Annotated in this window: 15 protein-coding genes; 7 read left to right on the top strand and 8 right to left on the bottom strand. The window is 68.7% G+C overall.

From position 1 onward, the window contains the following. Positions 1 to 11: 11 nt before the first annotated feature. The 4 genes from J2Y49_RS10345 to J2Y49_RS10360 all read right to left on the bottom strand — a co-directional run bounded on the left by J2Y49_RS10345 (position 12) and on the right by J2Y49_RS10360 (position 5279). Positions 12 to 815: a galactosyltransferase-related protein gene (locus J2Y49_RS10345; protein WP_310114691.1), complete on the bottom strand. Its 804-nt coding sequence runs from the start codon at positions 813 to 815 to the stop codon at positions 12 to 14. After that, entirely contained in the window at positions 812 to 3454 is a 2643-nt protein-coding gene (locus tag J2Y49_RS10350) for a tetratricopeptide repeat protein (protein ID WP_310114693.1), read from the bottom strand. Before J2Y49_RS10350 ends, J2Y49_RS10345 begins: the two co-directional genes overlap by 4 nt. 64 nt (positions 3455 to 3518) lie before the next feature. Then, positions 3519 to 4241 carry a hypothetical protein gene (locus tag J2Y49_RS10355; RefSeq protein ID WP_310114695.1) on the bottom strand — a complete coding sequence of 241 codons (723 nt, stop codon included), beginning with the start codon at positions 4239 to 4241 and terminating at the stop codon, positions 3519 to 3521. Between the two features lie 60 nt (positions 4242 to 4301). Next, a complete protein-coding gene (locus tag J2Y49_RS10360) occupies positions 4302 to 5279 on the bottom strand; it encodes a glycosyltransferase family 10 domain-containing protein (RefSeq protein WP_310114697.1) in 978 nt (325 codons plus the stop codon). A 351-nt stretch (positions 5280 to 5630) separates the two neighbouring features. Here J2Y49_RS10360 and ileS point away from each other — a divergent pair, with 351 nt between their 5' ends. From ileS to J2Y49_RS10385, 5 genes are all read left to right on the top strand, one after another. Continuing rightward, a complete protein-coding gene (ileS, locus tag J2Y49_RS10365) occupies positions 5631 to 8474 on the top strand; it encodes an isoleucine--tRNA ligase (RefSeq protein WP_310114699.1) in 2844 nt (947 codons plus the stop codon). A 145-nt stretch (positions 8475 to 8619) separates the two neighbouring features. Beyond that, on the top strand, positions 8620 to 9123 hold the full coding sequence (gene lspA / locus J2Y49_RS10370) for a signal peptidase II (protein WP_310114701.1): 504 nt from the start codon (positions 8620 to 8622) through the stop codon (positions 9121 to 9123). Between the two features lie 106 nt (positions 9124 to 9229). Next, complete coding sequence (locus J2Y49_RS10375; RefSeq protein WP_310114703.1) at positions 9230 to 9823, top strand: DUF3035 domain-containing protein; 594 nt, start codon at positions 9230 to 9232, stop codon at positions 9821 to 9823. Between the two features lie 137 nt (positions 9824 to 9960). Beyond that, complete coding sequence (locus J2Y49_RS10380; RefSeq protein WP_310114704.1) at positions 9961 to 11358, top strand: pitrilysin family protein; 1398 nt, start codon at positions 9961 to 9963, stop codon at positions 11356 to 11358. A 2-nt stretch (positions 11359 to 11360) separates the two neighbouring features. Then, entirely contained in the window at positions 11361 to 12716 is a 1356-nt protein-coding gene (locus J2Y49_RS10385) for a pitrilysin family protein (RefSeq protein WP_310114705.1), read from the top strand. Positions 12717 to 12939: 223 nt separating this feature from the next. On the opposite strand, the gene J2Y49_RS10390 is transcribed toward J2Y49_RS10385, so the two are convergent. Beyond that, a complete protein-coding gene (locus tag J2Y49_RS10390; protein ID WP_310114708.1) occupies positions 12940 to 13107 on the bottom strand; it encodes a hypothetical protein in 168 nt (55 codons plus the stop codon). A 205-nt stretch (positions 13108 to 13312) separates the two neighbouring features. Between J2Y49_RS10390 and pgi the strand changes: the two genes are divergently transcribed. Together pgi and J2Y49_RS10400 are read left to right on the top strand one after the other, a co-directional pair. Beyond that, the gene (gene pgi, locus J2Y49_RS10395) at positions 13313 to 14965 is read left to right on the top strand and encodes a glucose-6-phosphate isomerase (protein ID WP_310114709.1); all 1653 of its coding nucleotides are present in this window, start codon (positions 13313 to 13315) and stop codon (positions 14963 to 14965) included. A 151-nt stretch (positions 14966 to 15116) separates the two neighbouring features. Further along, on the top strand, positions 15117 to 15371 hold the full coding sequence (locus J2Y49_RS10400) for a hypothetical protein (protein ID WP_085088340.1): 255 nt from the start codon (positions 15117 to 15119) through the stop codon (positions 15369 to 15371). Here the strand turns inward: J2Y49_RS10400 and J2Y49_RS10405 are convergent. The 3 genes from J2Y49_RS10405 to J2Y49_RS10415 all read right to left on the bottom strand — a co-directional run bounded on the left by J2Y49_RS10405 (position 15358) and on the right by J2Y49_RS10415 (position 19075). Next, positions 15358 to 16266 (bottom strand): LysR family transcriptional regulator, encoded by a 909-nt coding sequence (locus J2Y49_RS10405; RefSeq protein ID WP_310114713.1) that lies wholly within the window; start codon positions 16264 to 16266, stop codon positions 15358 to 15360. The two genes, J2Y49_RS10400 and J2Y49_RS10405, sit on opposite strands and share 14 nt — an antisense overlap. Before the next feature lie 221 nt (positions 16267 to 16487). Further along, positions 16488 to 17672: an acetate/propionate family kinase gene (locus J2Y49_RS10410; protein WP_310114715.1), complete on the bottom strand. Its 1185-nt coding sequence runs from the start codon at positions 17670 to 17672 to the stop codon at positions 16488 to 16490. A 14-nt stretch (positions 17673 to 17686) separates the two neighbouring features. Then, positions 17687 to 19075: a bifunctional enoyl-CoA hydratase/phosphate acetyltransferase gene (locus tag J2Y49_RS10415; protein WP_310114983.1), complete on the bottom strand. Its 1389-nt coding sequence runs from the start codon at positions 19073 to 19075 to the stop codon at positions 17687 to 17689. Positions 19076 to 19245 lie beyond the last annotated feature (170 nt).

A 19245-nucleotide genomic window follows, 5' to 3' on the forward strand; every position in this document is an offset into this window, starting at 1 on the left:
CCCCACTGCTTCTACGAGGCCCGGTGCGCGGCCGCCGCCGCTGCCTGATCGGGCTTGGGGACATGGTTGAACCGGACGCGGACGATTTCCCAGCGCGCTTGCGCCTCCGCGACGGCGCCGTCGCAGGGGCGGCGGTCCAGCACGTCGAAGGACAGCGTGGACAGCCCGTCGCCGGCCGGGATCTTGCCGGTGGACCAGAGCTCCTGAAAGACGCGGCGGTTGACCAGAGATATGGGGGACGGCGCCGCTTCCGGCGTGAAGCCGTCATTGTCGTGGTCAAGCGGCTGGAAGCGCCCCTTGCGCCTGCCGGTAGGAATGCGGCGCGCCCGGATCCGCAGTGAAAAATCGAAATCCTCGTAGCCCCATCCCCAGAAGGCGTTGGAATAGCCGTCCACCTGCCGCATGACCGTGTTCGGCATCAGCAGCGCGCCGCCCATCGTGCTTTCCAGGTTGGTCGTCACCGTACGGTCCGACCGTCCCGGCGCCACCGGCCGCTGTTCCGCCCCGTACCACAGGATGGGGGTGGGGCAGTCGGCCCAGGAATAATCGGCATCGACCGGCAGGTAATCGACGTCGTGCAGGCAGGTGTAGTCGGTCCGCTCCTCGCCCAGCAGGAACCCGGCATTCTTCAGGGCGCCCCGGTTGAAGGGAAGCCCGGCCTCCTGCTCCACGATGGTCACGCGATAATTGATCCGCGGGACCAGCCGGTCGAAGTAGGCGCTCACCCACGGCACGAACTGCCGGAGATGGCTTTCGCGATCCCGGTAGGGGACGACGATATGGAGCCGCTTTCCCGCGCTGTCGCCGGTCGTCATGGGACTTCCCCTTCTCCCTGTATGGCGGATGCTGCGCCGCCGGTGTCGTCGGCCGAGATCGTTATCGGCCGCGGCGTTCCACCGGTCCGGTGAATTTCCCACATCGCCCGGTAAGCCGCCTCCAGATGCCGGGTGAAGCGCGGCGTGTCGAACAGCGCACAGACCGGCCGGTTGCGCGCCAACCGCTGCCGCAGGTCGCGGAGCCGTTCGGGCGAGCGGGCGAGCGCCACCGCCGCATCCTCATAGGCCTCCTGCCCGTCGACGATCAGTTCGGGCAGTCCGGCGGCCCGCAGCAGGCTGGCCGCCACGCGCCCGGCGAATGTCGTCCCACGCCGTGTCAGCACCGGCAACCCCGCCCACAGGGCATCGCTGGCCGTGGTGTGGGCGTTGTAGGGAAGGGTGTCGAGGAACAGGTCCGCCAGCCGGTGCCTCGCCAGATGCTCGGCATGAGGCAAGGGCTTGGCGAAGACGAGCCGATGGGGTTCCACACCGCGGGCTTCGCCCTCGCGGCGCAGGTTCGCCACCACCTGGGGGTTACCGGCATAGAGCCACAGCACGCTGCCGGGCACCGCCGCCAGGATGCGCGCCCAGCCGTCGAACAGGGCGGGCGTCAGCTTGTAGGCGCTGTTGAAGCAGCAGAAGACGAAACCATCGGCCGGCAGCCCGCACTCCGCGCGGGTCGGAGTGGCCTCGGCGATGACGCGCCGGCGGTCGTTGGGCTGGTAGCAATCCGGCAGCCGCACCACCCGCTCGGTGAAGAAACCCTCCTCGCCCGGAGCGATCACCGTGGGATCGACGACGATGTAGTCGACATACTCCGCCCCCAGCGTGCCCGGATAGCCCAGCCAATTGACCTGCACCGGGGCGGGACGTGCCGCCAGCATCGCAGTGCGCGAGAAGGTGGTGAAGCCGGTCAGATCGACCAGGATGTCGATGCCGTCCGCCGCGATGGCCCGCGCCGCATCGGCGTCGGTGTGGCGGCGCAGATCGACGAAGCGCTCGATCCCCCGCTCGAACCGCCGGCGCAGCGCGCTGCCGTCGTCGATGCCGGTCGAATAGGCGGTGACGGCGAAGCGGGAGCGATCATGCGTCTCCAGGGCATCGACCATCAGGTGGCCCATCGCATGCTCGCGGAAATCCGCCGACAGGTAGCCGATCCGCAGGCGCCCGTCGCGCGCCGCCGCTGCCGGCCGGGCCGCCGGCCGGACCAACGGAATGATGCCGCGGGCCTTCGCCGCCGCCCAGCGTGCCGCGGCGGATTGCTGGTCGGCCAGGGTCGAGGCGCAGGACAGGACGTCGAAGGGCGACACCCCCTCCGCCCCCTCGCGCACGCGCCGGAGGAGCCGCGCCTCCAGCTGGTCCAGGTCTCGCCAGTCGCACAGAAGCCTCTGCTGACGGACGAGCTGGCCCAAGGCCGCGGCATGGTCCGGAACCAGCCGCAGCACCCGCCGGCAGGCGTCCACCGACACCGCGCTCCAGCCGGCCATCGCGGCGGCCATCGCCAGATCGACATGGCCGTCGGGCCCGCCGGGATCGATGGCGACGGCATTGCGCAGGACGGCGACCGCGGCATCCGGACGGACGGCCTCCGCCAGCACGCCGCCCAGCCGCCGCCATGCCTCGCCATTATCCGGTTGGCGGGCGAGCAGGCCCCTAAGGACCGCCAGCGCGCCTTCCGCATCGCGCAGGCTTGACAGGAGCAGGGCCAGATTGATCTCCGCCACCGGAAAGTCGGGCTGCAGGTCCAAAGCCGCGCGGTATTGGGCCACGGCGTCCTGCGGGCGACCGAGTTCCCGCAGGGCATTGGCGAGATTGTTGCGCGCCGCCGGGTCGGACGGCTCCAGCCGAACCGCGGCCGACGCCGCGCGCCCTGCCTCCTCCCGCAGTTCCACCGCATGGGCGGCGTTGCCCAGGGCCAGCCAGTTCCGCGCGCCGGCAGGATCGAGCGCCACCGCAAGACGGCCGGCGGCGAGCGCTTCGGCGGGGCGGCCGGCGGCGTCGAGCAGTCCGGTCAGGTTGTGCCAATTGTCCGCATCCTGGGGGGCGAAGCCGAGCGCCTTGCGGAAGGCCGCTTCCGCCTCCGCGTCCCGGCCCATACGGTGAAGCGCCACGCCCAGCTTGGACCAGGACGCAGGATCGGCGGGGGCGAGCCGCGCCGCCTCCCGGTGGGCGGCGGAGGCCTCCGCGAAACGACCCAGATCCTGCAAGGCGACGCCGAGGTTGTTGTGGACCTCCCCCAGGTGGGCATGGGTCGCCAGCACCTTGCGGTAATGGGGCTCGGCATCCTGCGGGCGGCCTTGCCGGTGCAGGGCCAGCGCAAGCCCGTAATGCGCATCGGCCGAAGCGGGAGCGACCCGCAGCGCCGCCGCATAGACCGTCGCCGCCGCATCCCAGCGCGCCATGGCGGCCATGGCCGCGCCGAAATCGAGATAGACCTCCAGATCCTTGGCGATCGCCAGCGACTTCTGGAACAGGATCACCGCCTCGCGCGGGCGGCCCAGCCGCATTTCCACCACGCCCAGCCGGTGCAGGGCGGCCGGGTCCTGCGGATCGGCCTGCAGGGCTTCTAGGTAACGGGCCCTCGCCTCCTCCAGATTGCCGCTGTTTTCCGCCGCCACGGCACGGGTGAAGCTGGTCATGCGCTGCCGATCGGTACTGACGGTTTAAGGGGACGGGTCCGGCATTTGTCTGCCATAGCCGACCTCAGTCGCGCCAGCGCGTGTGTTCCAGGATGCGCGGAATCTCGGCCGGACGGCGGCCGTCCCCCCATTGCGAAATGTCGGGAATGGCGGTCACCCCGTGACGGCGGCCGAGCAGGCTGAGGATGCTCTGGTCGTGGCGATGGTCGCGGAACTCCGGATAGTTCGGCAGGCCGCATTCGTTGGGGGCGTCGGTGATCAGCCTGGCATCCTGGGCATAGCGCAGCCATTGGGAAACGAAGTCCATGCTTTCCGGCCCGCGTTCACAAACGATGAAGCTGGCGAGGATCTGCGGCGCGTCGGTGAAAGCCGGCAGGTCCTGCCCCATGAAATGGAAGCAGTCGCGCTTGGTCCAGACGCGGTTGCTGTGATGATCCTCCAGCGTGAACAGCAGGACCGGCAGGTCGCGCCGGCGGCGGCAGAGTTCGATCACCGGGTCGACGCAGTGGACGAAATGGGCCCCGCTGTCGCTGTAGAACAGGATATCCCCGTCCTGCAGATGCTTGCGCAGCATCAGGTCGATGAAATAGGGCTTCCACAGCCAATAGCCGGCCCCGCGCGGCTGCTCCAGGATATGCCGGTTGCGGGCGGCGAAGGCGGCATCGATGTGATGGCGCCCCATCATCGCCACCTCGTCGAAACCGCCGACCTCCATCCCGGTCCTGCCGTTGTATTTCTGTGCCGTCGTGAAGGCCCCGTCGGCATAATTCAGCAGAACCCGCTTCATCGCCCTCTCCCCCACCGCTACTGGGCGGCTCTTTCACTTCTGCTTTTTTACCGGCGCCGCTCATAGGCGGCTTTCGATCCATTCCGCCAGCCGGAAGGCATCGAAGTAGAAATCCTCTGTGCCGAGGAAGGGCGCCGTGCTGCGGTAGCGGCGATAGGTGTCGTAATCGTCGTCGACGGCCAGGATGGCGTCGATCGCTTCCTCGTCGGAGGAATAGCGCGACATGTCGATGAAGCTGCCGGCGGCGACATCCCGCAACACGCCGGGATCGCCCCAATAGAGCGGGACCGTGCCGGCCTGGAAGGCGTCGAGGATCTTCTCGGTCAGATAGCCGGGGTACGAGGCATTCTCGAAGGCGAAGGCGAAGCGGTAGCGCGAGAAGACCCGGATCTTCGGCAGCCAGCCCATCTTCACGACGCTGCCGGTGTTGTTCAGCAGCCAGCCCACCGAGTCCACATGGCGCCGCGCGCAGAGCATCCGGAAGAAGTCGTTGCGGCGGGCGCAGTTGGGATTCTTGTAGAGGAAGGCGCAGAACTTCCGCTTGGCCGCCTCTTCCCGCGTCGGCGGCACCGGCGGCAGGACCGGGTGGCAGAAATGCGGGGTCGCCCCTTCGCGCCTGTGGTCCCAGGCATGCATGACATAGAGCGGCAGGCGGTAATGCCGGGGGTCGTCGATGCGGTCGAACGACACCGATATGTCGACACCGTCGAGCGGGGGCCGAACATTCTCGCCGGTGAAGAACAGCCCGCGGGCGGTCCGCGCCTCGCGATGGCGGGTGCCGAACACCGACACGATGGCGAGGTCGCAGTCGTTGTCGACGACCGACACGTCGAAGCGGCTCGACAGGATGTCCACGAAGAAGTTCGCGGACGGATCGAACTCCGGCCAGAAATCGAAGAAGGCGATCTTCAGCCGCGGCCGGGCGCCGCGGCCGCCGCGCTCCGGCCCATGCAGGAGAAAGCGGTCCAGAACCGCCGGATCCTTGTTGGCGGAAGCGAGATATTCGGCCAGGAAGTCACTTGTCCGTGGATCGATCATGCCCGCCGATGCCCTTGCGCGTGCTGCCTGCCGCGAACTTCCCTGTGCCGGACACGCCGGCGGCAACACCCTAGATTTGCAGCAGTCCCATGACCAGAGGATTTTTCGGACCCTGCCGTGCCCTGCACCGGCGTGAGCCGTCCTTGACCGCACCGCACACGCCGCTAATATCCCGCGCCATGGACGTCTCACTGCGGATCCCGATGATGTGCGCTCCGGCGCATCGCGCGCGAATTACCGGCCCGGCTCTCTGAGGAGGGCCGGGATAGAGACCTGCTGTGTTCCGGGTGGCGCCACGGCCAGTCCTGCCGGCCGCCGCCCGACGGTGATGCTTTCCCCCAGGGATCCCCTATGACCCGCGATTACAAATCGACCGTCTTCCTGCCGCGCACCGACTTCCCCATGCGCGGCGGCCTGCCGACCAAGGAGCCCGAGCTGCTGAAGCGCTGGGCCGAGATGGATCTGTTCGGCAAGCTGCGCGCCGGCGCCAAGGGCCGCAAGAAGTTCGTGCTGCACGACGGCCCGCCCTACGCCAACGGCAACATCCACATCGGCCATGCCGTCAACAAGATCCTGAAGGATGTGATCGTCCGCTTCCGCCAGATGCAGGGCTTCGACGCCGATTATGTCCCGGGCTGGGACTGCCACGGCCTGCCCATCGAGTGGAAGATCGAGGAGAAGTACCGCAAGGCCGGCAAGAACAAGGATGACGTGCCGCTCATCCAGTTCCGCGCCGAATGCCGCCAGTTCGCTGAGGAATGGGTCGGCATCCAGGCCGCCGAGTTCCGCCGTCTGGGCGTGGAAGGCGACTGGAAGCACCCCTACGCCACCATGACCTTCCCGGCCGAGGCGCAGATCGTCCGCGAAATCCACAAGTTCGCCCTGAACGGCGGCCTGTACAAGGGCTCCAAGCCGGTGATGTGGTCGGTGGTGGAGAAGACCGCGCTGGCCGATGCCGAGGTGGAATACCACGACCACACCTCCACCACCGTCTTCGCCCGCTTCCCCGTCTGGGGGTCGTCGGCGCCGGAGGTGGACGAGGCCAGCATCGTCATCTGGACGACCACCCCCTGGACCCTGCCGGCCAACCGCGCCATCGCCTATGGCGACGAGATCGAGTACGCCACCTTCAAGGTGACCGCCGTCGCCGAGGGCAGCAAGGCCGTGGTCGGCGAGCGTCTGGTGCTCGCGACCGGAGTGGCCGAGGGCGTGCTGAAGGAGGCCGGCGTCACCGAGTGGAAGCAGCTGCACCGCTTCCCCGGCTCCCGACTTGCCGGCACCTATTGCCGCCACCCGCTGAACGGCAAGGGCTACGACTTCAAGGTGCCGCTGCTGGCCGGCGACTTCGTGACGACCGACGCCGGTTCGGGCTTCGTCCACATCGCCCCCGGCCATGGCGAGGACGACTTCCGCCTGGGTCAGGCCAACGGCATCGAGGTGCCGCAGACGGTGGGCGAGGACGGGCGCTACTATGCCCATGTGCCGCTGTTCGCCGGCCTCGCCGTCTACACCGACCAGGGCAAGTCCGGCCCGGCCAACAAGGCGGTGCTGGAAGCGTTCGATGAAGCCGGGTCGCTGCTGGCCAGCAACCGCATCAAGCACAGCTACCCGCACAGCTGGCGCTCCAAGGCGCCGCTGATCTTCCGCACCACGCCGCAGTGGTTCATCTCGATGGAGACGAACGACCTGCGCAAGGTGGCGCTGCAGGCGATCTCCGACACCCGCTGGGTCCCGACGCAGGGCGAGAACCGCATCCGCTCGATGATCGAGAGCCGCCCGGACTGGTGCATCAGCCGCCAGCGCGCCTGGGGCGTGCCGATCGCGCTGTTCGTCCGCAAGGCGACCGGCGAGATCCTGCGCGACGAGGCGGTGTTCGCCCGCATCGCCGACATTTTCCAGCAGGAGGGTGCCGACGCCTGGTTCGCCCGCGATCCGCAGGATTTCCTCGGCAACTCCTATTCCGCTGACGAGTTCGAGCAGGTCCGGGACATCGTCGACGTCTGGTTCGAGTCGGGCTCCTCGCACGCCTTCGTGCTGGAACAGCGGCTGGAGGAACTGGCCTGGCCGGCCGACCTCTATCTGGAAGGCTCGGACCAGCATCGCGGCTGGTTCCATTCCTCGCTGCTGGAAAGCTGCGGCACGCGCGGCCGGGCGCCCTACAACGCGGTGCTGACCCACGGCTTCGTCCTGGACGAGCAGGGCCGCAAGATGTCCAAGTCGCTGGGCAACGTGGTGGCCCCGCAGGAAGTCTGCGACCAGTATGGCGCCGACATCCTGCGCCTGTGGATCATCAACTCCGACTATTCGGAGGATCTCCGCATCGGCAAGGAGATCATCAAGACCCAGGCCGACCTCTACCGCCGCCTGCGCAACACGCTGCGCTACCTGCTGGGCGCGCTGGCCGACTACACCCCGGCCGAGCGGATCGACGCCGCCGAGATGCCGGAGCTGGAGCGCTGGGTCCTGCACCGCCTGTCGGAGCTGGACGCGCTGGTGCGCGAAAAGGTCGAGGCCTACGACTTCCACGCCCTGTTCGTGGCCCTGCACAACTTCTGTGCGGTGGAGCTGTCGGCCTTCTACTTCGACGTCCGCAAGGACAGCCTCTATTGCGATCCGGTCGATTCGGTGCGCCGCCGGTCGGTGCGGACGGTGATGGAGCATCTGTTCTCCAATCTGACCGCCTGGCTCGCGCCCATCCTCTGCTTCACCGCGGAAGAGGCGTGGCTGGCCCGGCCGGAAGGCCTGACCAGCGGCCAGGGCTGGACCGACGAGAGCGTGCATCTGCGCGGCTTCCCGGAGGTGCCGGCCGAGTGGCGCAACGACGCGCTCGCCGCCAAGTGGGAGGCGGTGCGCAACGTCCGCCGCGTCGTCACCGGCGCGCTGGAGCTTGAGCGTGCCAACAAGACCATCGGCTCGTCGCTGCAGGCCGATCCGACCGTCCATGTCGATGCCGCCACCAAGGCCCTGCTGGCCGACGTGGACTTCCAGGACGTCTGCATCACCTCGGCCATCGAGGTGACGGACGCGGCGGCGCCGGACGGGGCCTTCACCCTGCCCGACGTCCCCGGCATCGCCGTCGCCCCGGCGCTCGCCGAAGGCGAGAAGTGCGAGCGCTGCTGGAAGGTCCTGGAGGAAGTCGGCACGGTTCACGACCATCCGACCCTTTGCGTCCGCTGCTCCGACGCGGTGGCATGAGGCCGGCCGGAACCCGATACCCCCACCCTAACCCTCCCCCGCTGGGCGGGGGAGGGAACTCCGCCGCCCGACGACCAATCCCCCTCCCCCGCCCAGCGGGGGAGGGTCGGGGTGGGGGCAGGGGGCGGCAGCTTCCGGAGTTCACATGAACAGCTTCGTCGCCAACCAATCCCGTTCCTACTGGCTGTTCGGGCTGATCGTCGCCGCGGTGGTGGTCGTGCTCGACCAGGGCAGCAAATGGTGGATCCTCGAACGGGTCATGCAGCCGATCCCGCATGTCATCGAGGTGACGTCCTTCTTCAACCTCGTGCTGGTGTGGAACTACGGCGTCAGCTTCGGCACCTTCGCCAGCGGCGGGGCGATGATGCCCTATATCCTGAGCGCCATCGCCGCGGTGATCGCCGTCTGCCTCGTCATCTGGATGCGGCAGGCGGAAAGCCGGCTGGCGGCGCTGGCGCTGGGCTTCATCATCGGCGGCGCGGTGGGCAACGTCGCCGACCGGCTGCTGCATGGCGCGGTGGTCGACTTCCTGGATTTCCATGTCGGCGGCTGGCATTTCTGGGCCTTCAACGTCGCCGACAGCGGAATCAGCGTCGGCGTGGTCCTGCTGCTGATCGACGGACTGTTCGCGGACCGCGAAAAGTCGTAAGAGTTCCGTCGCCGGTGGCGTTATAACCGCCGGCGAGCGCTGACCATGCGGCCTCGACCTCCGGGCCGGGTCGCTACGACGTGACAGACGACGGGATCCTCCGAACGTGACCAGCATCTCCTCCGCCCTCTCCCTCTCCCGGACCCGGCTTCCTCTGCTTGGGCTGGCGCTTGCGGCGTTGACGCTCGCCGGCTGCTCGGATGTTCGCCGCTCCATCGGTCTCGACCGCCAGAGCCCCGACGAGTTCGCCGTCGTTTCCCGCGCTCCGCTGACCCTGCCGCCCAGCCTGCAGGACCTGCCGCGGCCGCGCCCCGGCGCTGCCCGTCCGCAGGACAGCACGCCGACCCAGATGGCGGCCGGCGCCGTGTTCGGTGGTTCCTCGCGCGGCAACGCCAGGGCGGCGGCCGGCTCCACCGCGGGCGAGAAGTCGCTGGTCGCACAGGCCGCGGCGCGCGACGGCATCGACCCCAACATCCGCACCAAGGTCGATCAGGAAACCACCCAGCTGATCATCGCCGACAAGAGCTGGATCGACTCGCTGCTGTTCTGGCAGAAGCAGGAGCAGCCCTACTCGCTCGTCGACCCCGCCAAGGAGCAGCAGCGCCTGCGCGAGGCCCAGGCCCAGGGCAAGTCGGTGGACGGCACCGCCACGCCGGTGATCGAACGCAAGCGCAAGGCGCCGCTGGAAGGCCTGTTCTAAGCAGAGGTGTTCACGCGCGGATGGTTTGAGCCCTGCTCCGGCCTTGTCCCGGGCGCGACATCACACCAGTTTCGGGGGGCGTCCTTCCCAGCGAAGGACGCCCCTTTCGATTCGGACCTCCTGATCCGGGAGCCCTCATGCTCGCCTACCTTCCAGCCCGCCGCCTCGCCGCGGCCGGATTCCTGGCGCTGACGATGACCGTCGCCGCCCCCCTGATGCCGGCGCCGATTGCCGCGCCGCCCGCCCTTGCGGCGGAAAAGGGGGTGTTCTTCCCCGAGAGCTTCACCCTGTCGAACGGCATGCAGGTGGTGGTCGTCCCCAACCACCGCGTTCCGGTCGTGACCCACATGGTCTGGTACAAGGTGGGGGCGGCCGACGAGGAGCGCGGCCAGTCCGGCATCGCCCATTTCCTCGAACACCTGATGTTCAAGGGGACGGAGGCGATCCCGCCCGGCGAGTTCAGCCGCATCGTCGCCAAGAACGGCGGGCGCGACAACGCCTTCACCAGCTACGACTACACCGCCTATTACCAGAACGTCGCCCGCGACCGGCTGGAGATGGTGATGCGGATGGAGGCCGACCGCATGGCCAACCTGAAGCTGACCGACGCGGTGGTCTATCCCGAACGCGACGTCATCATCGAGGAGCGGCGCCAGCGCGTCGAGAACGAGCCGGCCGACCGCATCGGCGAGCAGATCAACGCCACCATGTTCGTCCACCACCCCTATGGCACCCCGGTGATCGGCTGGCCGCAGGAGATGTCGACACTGACGCGGGAGATGGCGGAGAGCTTCTACAAGACCTGGTACACGCCCAACAACGCCATCCTGGTGGTGTCCGGCGACGTCACCGCGGCGGAGTTGAAGCCGCTGGCCGAGCGCTATTACGGCGCCATTCCCGCCCGCCCGGTGCCGGAGCGCACGCGGGTGAGCGAACCGCCGATGAGTGCCGCAAGGCAGGTCGTTCTGCGTGACGAGGAGGTGCGGCAGCCGTCGGTGCGCCGCACCTGGATCGCGCCGTCCTACCGGCTGGATCCGAACGGTCATGCCTATGCGCTGCAGGTGCTGGCCGAGATCATGAGCGGCGGCACCACGTCCCGCCTCTACCGCAGCCTTGTGGTCGACCAGAAGGTCGCGACCTCCGCCTGGCTCGGCTATGGCCCGACCGCCTGGGACATGGCCACGCTCGGCGTCGGCGCCAGCCCAGCCACCGGCGTGCCGATGGACAAGCTCGAATCGGCGCTGTGGGCGGAAGTCGACAAGCTGCTGAAGTCCGGCGTGACGGAGGAGGAGGTCGCAACCGCCCGCAAGCGCATGCTGGCCGCGGCGGCCTATGCCCGCGACAGCCTGACCGGCCCGGCCCAGACGCTGGGTGCCGCGCTGGCGACCGGCCAGAGCCTGGACGACGTGGAAAGCTGGCCGGTGCGCATCGATGCCGTCACCGCCGATCAGGTCAACGCCGCCGCCCGCGCCGTGCTGAGCCAGACCAACCACGTCACCGGCCTGCTGCTGCCCCCAACCGGAAAGGACAGTTGAGGATGAGCGTGCGTCACTACTCCATGCGGACGGGCGTCGCCGCGTTCCTGCTCACCGTCATCGCCCTCCTCTCCCCTGCCCACGCCATGGACATCAAGCGCGTGGTCAGCCCCGGCGGGATCGAGGCGTGGCTGGTCGAAGACCACAAGGTCCCGGTGCTGGCGCTGGAATGGGCCTTCGAAGGCGCCGGCGGCACCGACCCCAAAGGCAAGGAAGGGTTGACGAACCTCGCCTCCACCATGCTCGACGAGGGGGCCGGTCCCTACGACTCGCAGGCCTTCCAGGCGCGGCTGCAGGACAAGGCCATCGCGTTGGGCTTCGATGCCGGGCGCGACGGGTTCAGCGGCTCGCTGCGCACCTTGACCGAACACCGCGACGAGGCGCTGGACCTGACCCGGCTTGCCCTGACCGAGCCGCATTTCGCGCCCGAGGCGCTGGACCGCATGCGGGCCTCGATCATGGCCAGCCTGAAGCGGGACCTCGCCGACCCCAACTATGTCGCGCGCCGTCAGTTCTACGCCACCGCCTTCTCCGGCCATCCCTATGGTGGCGAGGTGCGCGGCACGCTGGAGACGCTGCCCACCGTCACGCCGGACGACCTGCGCGCCTTCGTGAAGGGCCAGTTCGGCCGCGACCGGCTGGTGGTGGCCGCCGCCGGCGACATCTCCCCGGAGGATCTGGGCAAGGCGCTGGACCGGGTGTTCGGCACGCTGCCGGCCAAGACCGAGGCGCCGGCGATCGCCGACGTGACGATGGCCGGGCTGGGCCAGACCATCCTGCTGCCGCGCCCGACGGCGCAGACCGTCATGCTGATGGGCCAGCCGGGGGTGAAGCGCGACGATCCCGACTGGTACGCCGCCACGGTGATGAACTATGTGCTGGGCGGCGGCGGTTTCGGCTCCCGCCTGATGGAGGAGGTGCGCGAGAAGCGCGGGCTGAGCTACGGCGTCTACAGCTACCTGATCCCGATGGATCATGCCGCCGTGGTGATGGCCGGCGGCTCCACCGTCAACGCCAAGGCCGGACAGGCGCTGGACATCATCCGCCAGGAATGGGCGCGCATGGCGAAGGACGGGCTGACCGATCAGGAAATGGCCGACGCCAAGACCTATCTGACCGGCTCCTTCCCGCTGCAACTGGGCTCGACCCAGGCCATCGCCCGCGTCCTGCTGCAGGTGAAGCGGGACAATCTGGGCATCGACTACCTGAACCAGCGCGACCGCTACATCAACGGGGTGACCCAGGCCGACATCAAGCGCGTCGCCCAGCGTCTGCTCGACCCGGCCAAGTTGCTGACCGTGCTGGTCGGCAAGCCCGAAGGCGTGACGCCGACGCGGACGGTTGAGGGGGGGAGTTGAGGCGTCGCCGATATGTCGGCGTTAGACCCCCACCTAACCTCCCCCGCTCTCAGCGGACCTACGGTCCGCCTGCCGCGTCAGCACAAAGCAAAGCTTTGTGCGAGAGCTGGGCGGGGGAGGGATTGCCGCCACTTCTTCCAAAAGCGCATTCCCGTACAAGCCCTTATCCCCTCCCCCGCCCAGCGGGGGAGGGTTAGGGTGGGGGTCTAACTCCCCCAAGACTCTACGCCAAATCCGGCTGGCTCCCCGGAAAGCGCGGATCGCTGGGATCGACTGGACTGCCGGGCACCTTGCCCGGAATGATCCCGACCTGATCCGGCCGCGCGGCGTCGTCGCGGTCGCGTTGCTCCTCGCGCTCTTCCAATGGCGGGGTAACGGGCTTGTCCGACATGGTGTCCTCCTGTTGCGAAGCCTCTGATCCACAACAGCCCACTCCCCCACCCGGTTGCACCCCTGGCCGCCCCGCATAGGCCGTTAAGCCGCGCCGACTGCCGCGTTTTGGCCCGTGGCCGTTGCCGGTTGTCGGTGCTAGGCTCCGCACGCCCCGCAGATGGGCCGCGTCAAAGGACCGCTGACGTCAAGGAGTCCAAAGCATCATGACCGCGCTGACCCGTTCCCCCGCCTGGGCCGCTCTCGCCCGGCACCGCCAGGACATGGCCGACACGCACATGCGTGACCTGTTCGCCGCCGATCCCGGCCGGTTCAAAGCCTTCTCGATGGAGGCCGCGGGGCTGTTCCTCGATTATTCGAAGAACCGCATCACTCGGGATACGGTCGGCCTGCTGCTCGACCTCGCCCGCCAGCAGGATGTCGAGGGTGCCCGCGCCCGCATGTTCGGCGGCGAGCCGATCAACCTGACCGAAAAGCGCGCCGTGCTGCACACCGCGCTGCGCAATCGCTCCGACCGCCCGGTGACGGTGGATGGCCGCGACGTGATGCCGGCCGTCCGCGCCGTGCTGGAGCGGATGGACGCCTTCGCCAATTCGGTGCGTGACGGCGAATGGCGCGGCTACACCGGCCAGCCGATCACCGACGTGGTGAACATCGGCATCGGCGGCTCGGACCTCGGCCCGGTGATGGCGACGGAGGCGCTGAAGCCCTTCGCCCATGCCCATGTCGCGTTGCATTTCGTCTCCAACGTCGACGGCACCCATCTGGCCGAACAGCTGAAGTGGCTGGACCCGGAGACGACGCTGTTCGTCATCGCGTCCAAGACCTTCACGACGCAGGAGACGCTGACCAACGCCCATTCCGCCCGCCGCTGGTTCCTGGAGACCGCGAAGGACGAGGCGCATGTCGCCAAGCATTTCGTCGCCGTCTCCACCAACGAGGCGGAGGTGCGCAAGTTCGGCATCGACCCGGCCAACATGTTCGGCTTCTGGGACTGGGTCGGCGGCCGCTATTCGCTGTGGTCGGCCATCGGCCTGCCGATCATGATCGCCATCGGGCCGGAGCGCTTCGCCGAACTGCTGGCCGGCGCCCACGCGATGGACGAGCATTTCCGCACCGCGCCGCTTGAGCGCAACATGCCGGTGCTGATGGGCCTGCTGGGCGTCTGGTACCGCAATTTCTGGGATGCCTCGTCTTACGCGGTGCTGCCCTACGACCAGTATCTGCACCGCTTCCCCGCCTATCTCCAGCAGCTGGACATGGAGAGCAACGGCAAGTCGGTGACCCGCGGCGGCGAACCGGTGGACTACCAGACCGGCCCGGTGCTGTTCGGCGAACCCGGCACCAACGGCCAGCACGCCTTCTATCAGTTGATCCACCAGGGCACCTCGCTGATCCCCTGCGACTTCATCGCAGCGGCGACCACCCACAACCCGATCGGGGCCGAGGCCGGCGCCCATCACCGCATCCTGCTGTCCAACGTCTTCGCCCAAGCCGAAGCGCTGATGCGCGGCAAGACCGCCGACGAGGTGCGGGCGGAGATGACCAAGGCCGGCAAGCCGGCGGCGGAGGTGGCGGCGCTGGTCCCCCACCGCGTCTTCCCCGGCAACCGCCCGTCCAACACCATCATGATCCAGAGCCTGACCCCGGCGACGCTGGGCGCCCTGATCGCGCTGTACGAGCACAAGGTCTTCGTCCAGGGCATCGTCTGGGACATCAACAGCTTCGACCAGTGGGGCGTCGAGCTGGGCAAGCAGTTGGCCAACACCATCCTGCCGGAGATGGAGAGCGGCCCGGCCGAGGGGGCGCATGACAGCTCCACCACCGGGCTGATGGCATGGTGGCGGGCGCACCGGTAAGCAACGGCCCGGCTCACGCCAAGTAATAGTATGTATGCGAACGCAATCGGGCGGGACAACCTCCCCCCGATGGCGTTCGGAACAATGCGGTTGCGTCTTGGTTGAAGTGGGAAACGGTCTTTGCACCAACCTTCTTCAACGGAGCAGCCCCATGTCCACGCGTTTGCGCCTCGCCATCCTGATCTACGGCATGATCCAGGGTGTGGTCTTCGGCATCGGCACCGTCCTGGTTCTGGCGGTCCCCAGCTTTTCCGAGCAGGCGATGACGCTGATGCCGACCGTGGTGATCCTCAGCATCGTGCTGGCGGCCCCCATCGCCTGGTTCGTGGCGCCGCGGATGCGCCTGCGCTTCTGGCAGCGCCGGGAAGAGCGGCAGCAGGCGCCGCGCCGCGTCACGCTGTCCTGACCACTCCGTCGGGGGTGTCTTCCGCGACCATGGCGAACAGCCAGTCGCGAAAGGCGCGCATGGTCGGCGTCTCTGGCCGTGATTTCAGCGCGGTCAGCCAGTAGGCGCCCTTGCACACGGTGACGGCGAAGGGCTGCTCGATCAGGCCGAGCGCCAGCGGCCGGCGGAACATCGATACCGGGGCCAGCGCCACCCCAGCCCCCTGGATCGCCGCCTCCACCATCAGGGAGGAAGAGTCGAAGACCGGTCCCTTGACCGGGGGCATGGCCGACGGCTCCACCCCCGCGGCGGCGAACCAGCCCGGCCATTCGTCGGCCCGGTAGGAGCGCAACAGGGTTTCGCGGCCGACATCGGCGGGGTCGCGCAGGCGGCGGGCGATCTCCGGCGCGCAGAGCACCGACAGCGGCGCGTCGAACAGGCGGACCGCGTCGGTGCCGTGCCAAGCGCCATCGCCGAAGCGGATGGCGTAGTCCAGCCCCTCCGCCGCGATGTCGACGCGGTTGTTGTTGGTGGACAGGCGCAGGTCGACGAAGGGATGCGCTTCACGGAAGCGCGTCAGCCGCGGCAGCAGCCAGCCGACGGCGAAGGTGCCGACGGCGCCGACCGTCAGCACCTCGCGGAACCGTCCACCCTCGAACTGGTCGAGCAGCCCGCCGATGCGGTCGAACGCCTCTTCCAGAGTCGGCAGCAGCGCCCGGCCCTCGTCGGTCAGGGCAAGGCCGCGCGGCAGGCGGTGGAACAGGCTGGCGCCCAGCCGGTCCTCCAGCAGCTTGACCTGATGGCTAACGGCGGCCTGGGTCACGCACAGCTCGATGGCGGCGCGGGTGAAACTGAGATGCCGCGCCGACGCCTCGAAGGCACGCAGGGCGTTCAGCGGCAGATAGGGGCGGACCACGGGTTCCCCGGACGATGCTGATGTCGGGGGGTGAGCTAGCACCGAATGGGGGGTGGGCTCCAGGGGGATGTGGGGGTGGGTGAGTTAGACCCCCACCTAACCTCCCCCGCTGGGCGGGGGAGGGACTGCCGCCGAACGTCGACAAGCATCCTGCCCCCTCCCCCGCCCTGCGGGGGAGGGATGGGGTGGGGGCATCGTCAGCCGACACCCCCACGAAACACTCACCGCCCCGTCAGAACCTTGCGGGTGTGCAGGGCGATCATCCGTTCCTCGTCGGTCGGGATGACGTAGACCGGCAGGCGGCTGCCGGGGGTGGAGATCTTCGCCGCATTGGCCTCGTTGGCCGCCGCGTCGATCTCCACCCCCATCCAGGCCAGCTTGTCGCCAACCCGCGCCCGCACCGGGGCGGAGCGTTCGCCGATACCGGCGGTGAATACCACCGCGTCCACCCCGCCCATCGAGGCGGCAAGCGCGCCGGTTTCCTTGGCGATGCGGAAGCAGAACAGCTCCACCGCCTCCTGCGCATGCGGGTCGCTGCTCTCCAGCAGGGCGCGCATATCGTTGGAGATGCCCGACACGCCGAGCAGGCCGGACTTGTTGTACAGCAACTTCTCGATGGCGCCGGCGTCCATGCCCTTGCGCATCAGGTAGATCAGCACGCCGGGGTCGATGGTGCCGCAGCGGGTGCCCATCGGCAGGCCATCCAGGGCGGTGAAGCCCATGGTGCTGTCGACGCTGCGCCCGCCATGGATGGCGCACATGCTGGCGCCGCTGCCGAGATGGGCGACCACCACCCGCGAGTCGCCCAGTTCCGGCGCGATCTCCGGCAGGCGGCGGGCGATGTACTCGTAGGACAGGCCGTGGAAGCCGTAGCGGCGGACGCCCTCCTCCGTCAGTTCCCGCGGGATGGCGAAGGTCTGCGCCTGCCAGGGCTGGTTGCGGTGGAAGGCGGTGTCGAAGCAGGCGACCTGCGGCAGCTCCGGATGCGCCTCGGCCAGCGCGCGGATGGCGGCGAGGTTGTGCGGCTGGTGCAGCGGGGCGAGCGGCACCAGACCGTCCAGCTCGTCCAGCAGGGCGGGCGTCAGCAGCACCGGGGCGGCATGGCGGACGCCGCCATGCACCACCCGGTGGCCGGCGGCGATCAGCGTCGCCCCTTCCAGCCGTTCCTCGATCCAGTCGAGCAGGTAGGACAGCAGCGCCGTGCGGTCGCTGGCCTCCCCCGCTCCCCAGCTCTTGTCGGCGAGCGGCCGGCGCTGGGCGTCCTTGGCCTCGAACACCGGCTGGGTGCCGATGCCCGAGATCTGGCCGTTGATGGTGACCACCGGATCCCCGCCGCCATGATCCCGGAACACCGAGAATTTCAGGCTGGAGGAGCCGGCATTGATGACGAGGATCGCGTTGGACATGTGCCCTGCCCTCCTCACTCGGCCGCGGCGGCGGCACCGCGGCGGCGGGCGGCGGCCGACAGGACGGCCACGGCACAGGACGCCAGACGGGTGCGGACATTGTCGGCGCGGCTGGTCAGGATGATCGGCACGCGGGCGCCCAGAACGATGCCGGCGGCGTCGGCATGGGCCAGGAAGGACAGCTGCTTGGCCAGCATGTTGCCGGCTTCCAGGTCGGGCACCAGCAGGATGTCGGCTTGACCGGCCACCTCGGACTTGATGCCCTTGGTGATGGCGGCCTCGCGGCTGATGGCGTTGTCGAAGGCCAGCGGGCCGTCCAGGATGCCGCCGGTGATCTGGCCGCGGTCGGCCATCTTGCACAGGGCGGCGGCTTCCAGCGTCGAGGCGATCTTGGTGTTGATGGTCTCGACCGCTGACAGGATGGCGACGCGCGGAACCTCGGTGCCCAGAACCTTGGCGAGGTCGATGGCGTTCTGGACGATGCTGACCTTGTCCTCCAGCGTCGGGTAGATGTTGATCGCCGCATCGGTGATCAGCAGCGGACGCGGATATGTGGGGACATTCATCACGAAGACGTGGCTCAGGCGCCGGCCGGTGCGCAGGCCGGTCTCCTTCCGGACCACCTCGCCCATCAGCTCATCGGTGTGCAGGCTGCCCTTCATCACCGCCTCGCACTCGCCGGTGCGGGCCAGCCGCACGCCGGTCTCGGCGGAGGCATGGCTGTGGGCGACGTCGACGATCCGGTAGCGGGAGATGTCGAGACCGCAAGCGTCGGCGACGGAGCGGATCTTGGCTTCCGGACCGACCAGCACCGGGTCGATCAGGTTGGCCTCGGCCGCCTCGACGGCGCCGCGCAGCGAGCTTTCGTCGCAGGGATGGACGACGGCGGTCGGCACCGGCGGCAGCGACTCGCACTTCTTCAGCATCAGCTCGTGGCCGTCATGGCGGATCACCTGCACCTGCGGCAGTTCCGCCGCGGCGCGGCAGAACTTCACGGTGGGGGCGATCACCTCGGCGACGCCGGTCGCGACCGTCTTGCCGTCCTGGTTGGCGGCGAGGCAGTCGAAGACGACCGTCTTGCGTTGCGGATCCTTGGACCGGGCGGTGACCGTCACGGTGACGATGTCGCCCAGCAGGACCGGGCGCTCGAAGCGCAAATCCTGGCCGACATAGACGGTGCCGGGGCCGGGCAGCAGCGTGCCGAGAACCGCGGAGATCAGCGAACCGGACCACATGCCGTGCCCGACCACCTTGTGGTCGGCGGTGTAGTTCTCGTCCACATGGGACGGGTTGAGGTCACCGGACACCGTGGCGAACAGCTCGATGTCGGACATGGTCAGCCGGCGCGACAGGCTGGCCTGCTGGCCGATGCGGATTTCCTCGAACGTGACGTTTTCGATCATGGGGCTGCCGTTCTTGCCGGTCGGAACGATGCCGCTGCGGCCCGCCGGAGCGGCGGAGAGGGCGGCGGTGACGGTGTCCATCTCAAAGCTCCTCAAAAGGATCGCGGCGCCCGACCAACGGACCGCCGGACGGACGGAAGCCCGTCCGCCGGCCAACCCGTTTGCCGGAG

The organism is Azospirillum sp. BE72, from assembly GCF_031455875.1.
Classification (GTDB): Bacteria; Pseudomonadota; Alphaproteobacteria; order Azospirillales; family Azospirillaceae; genus Azospirillum.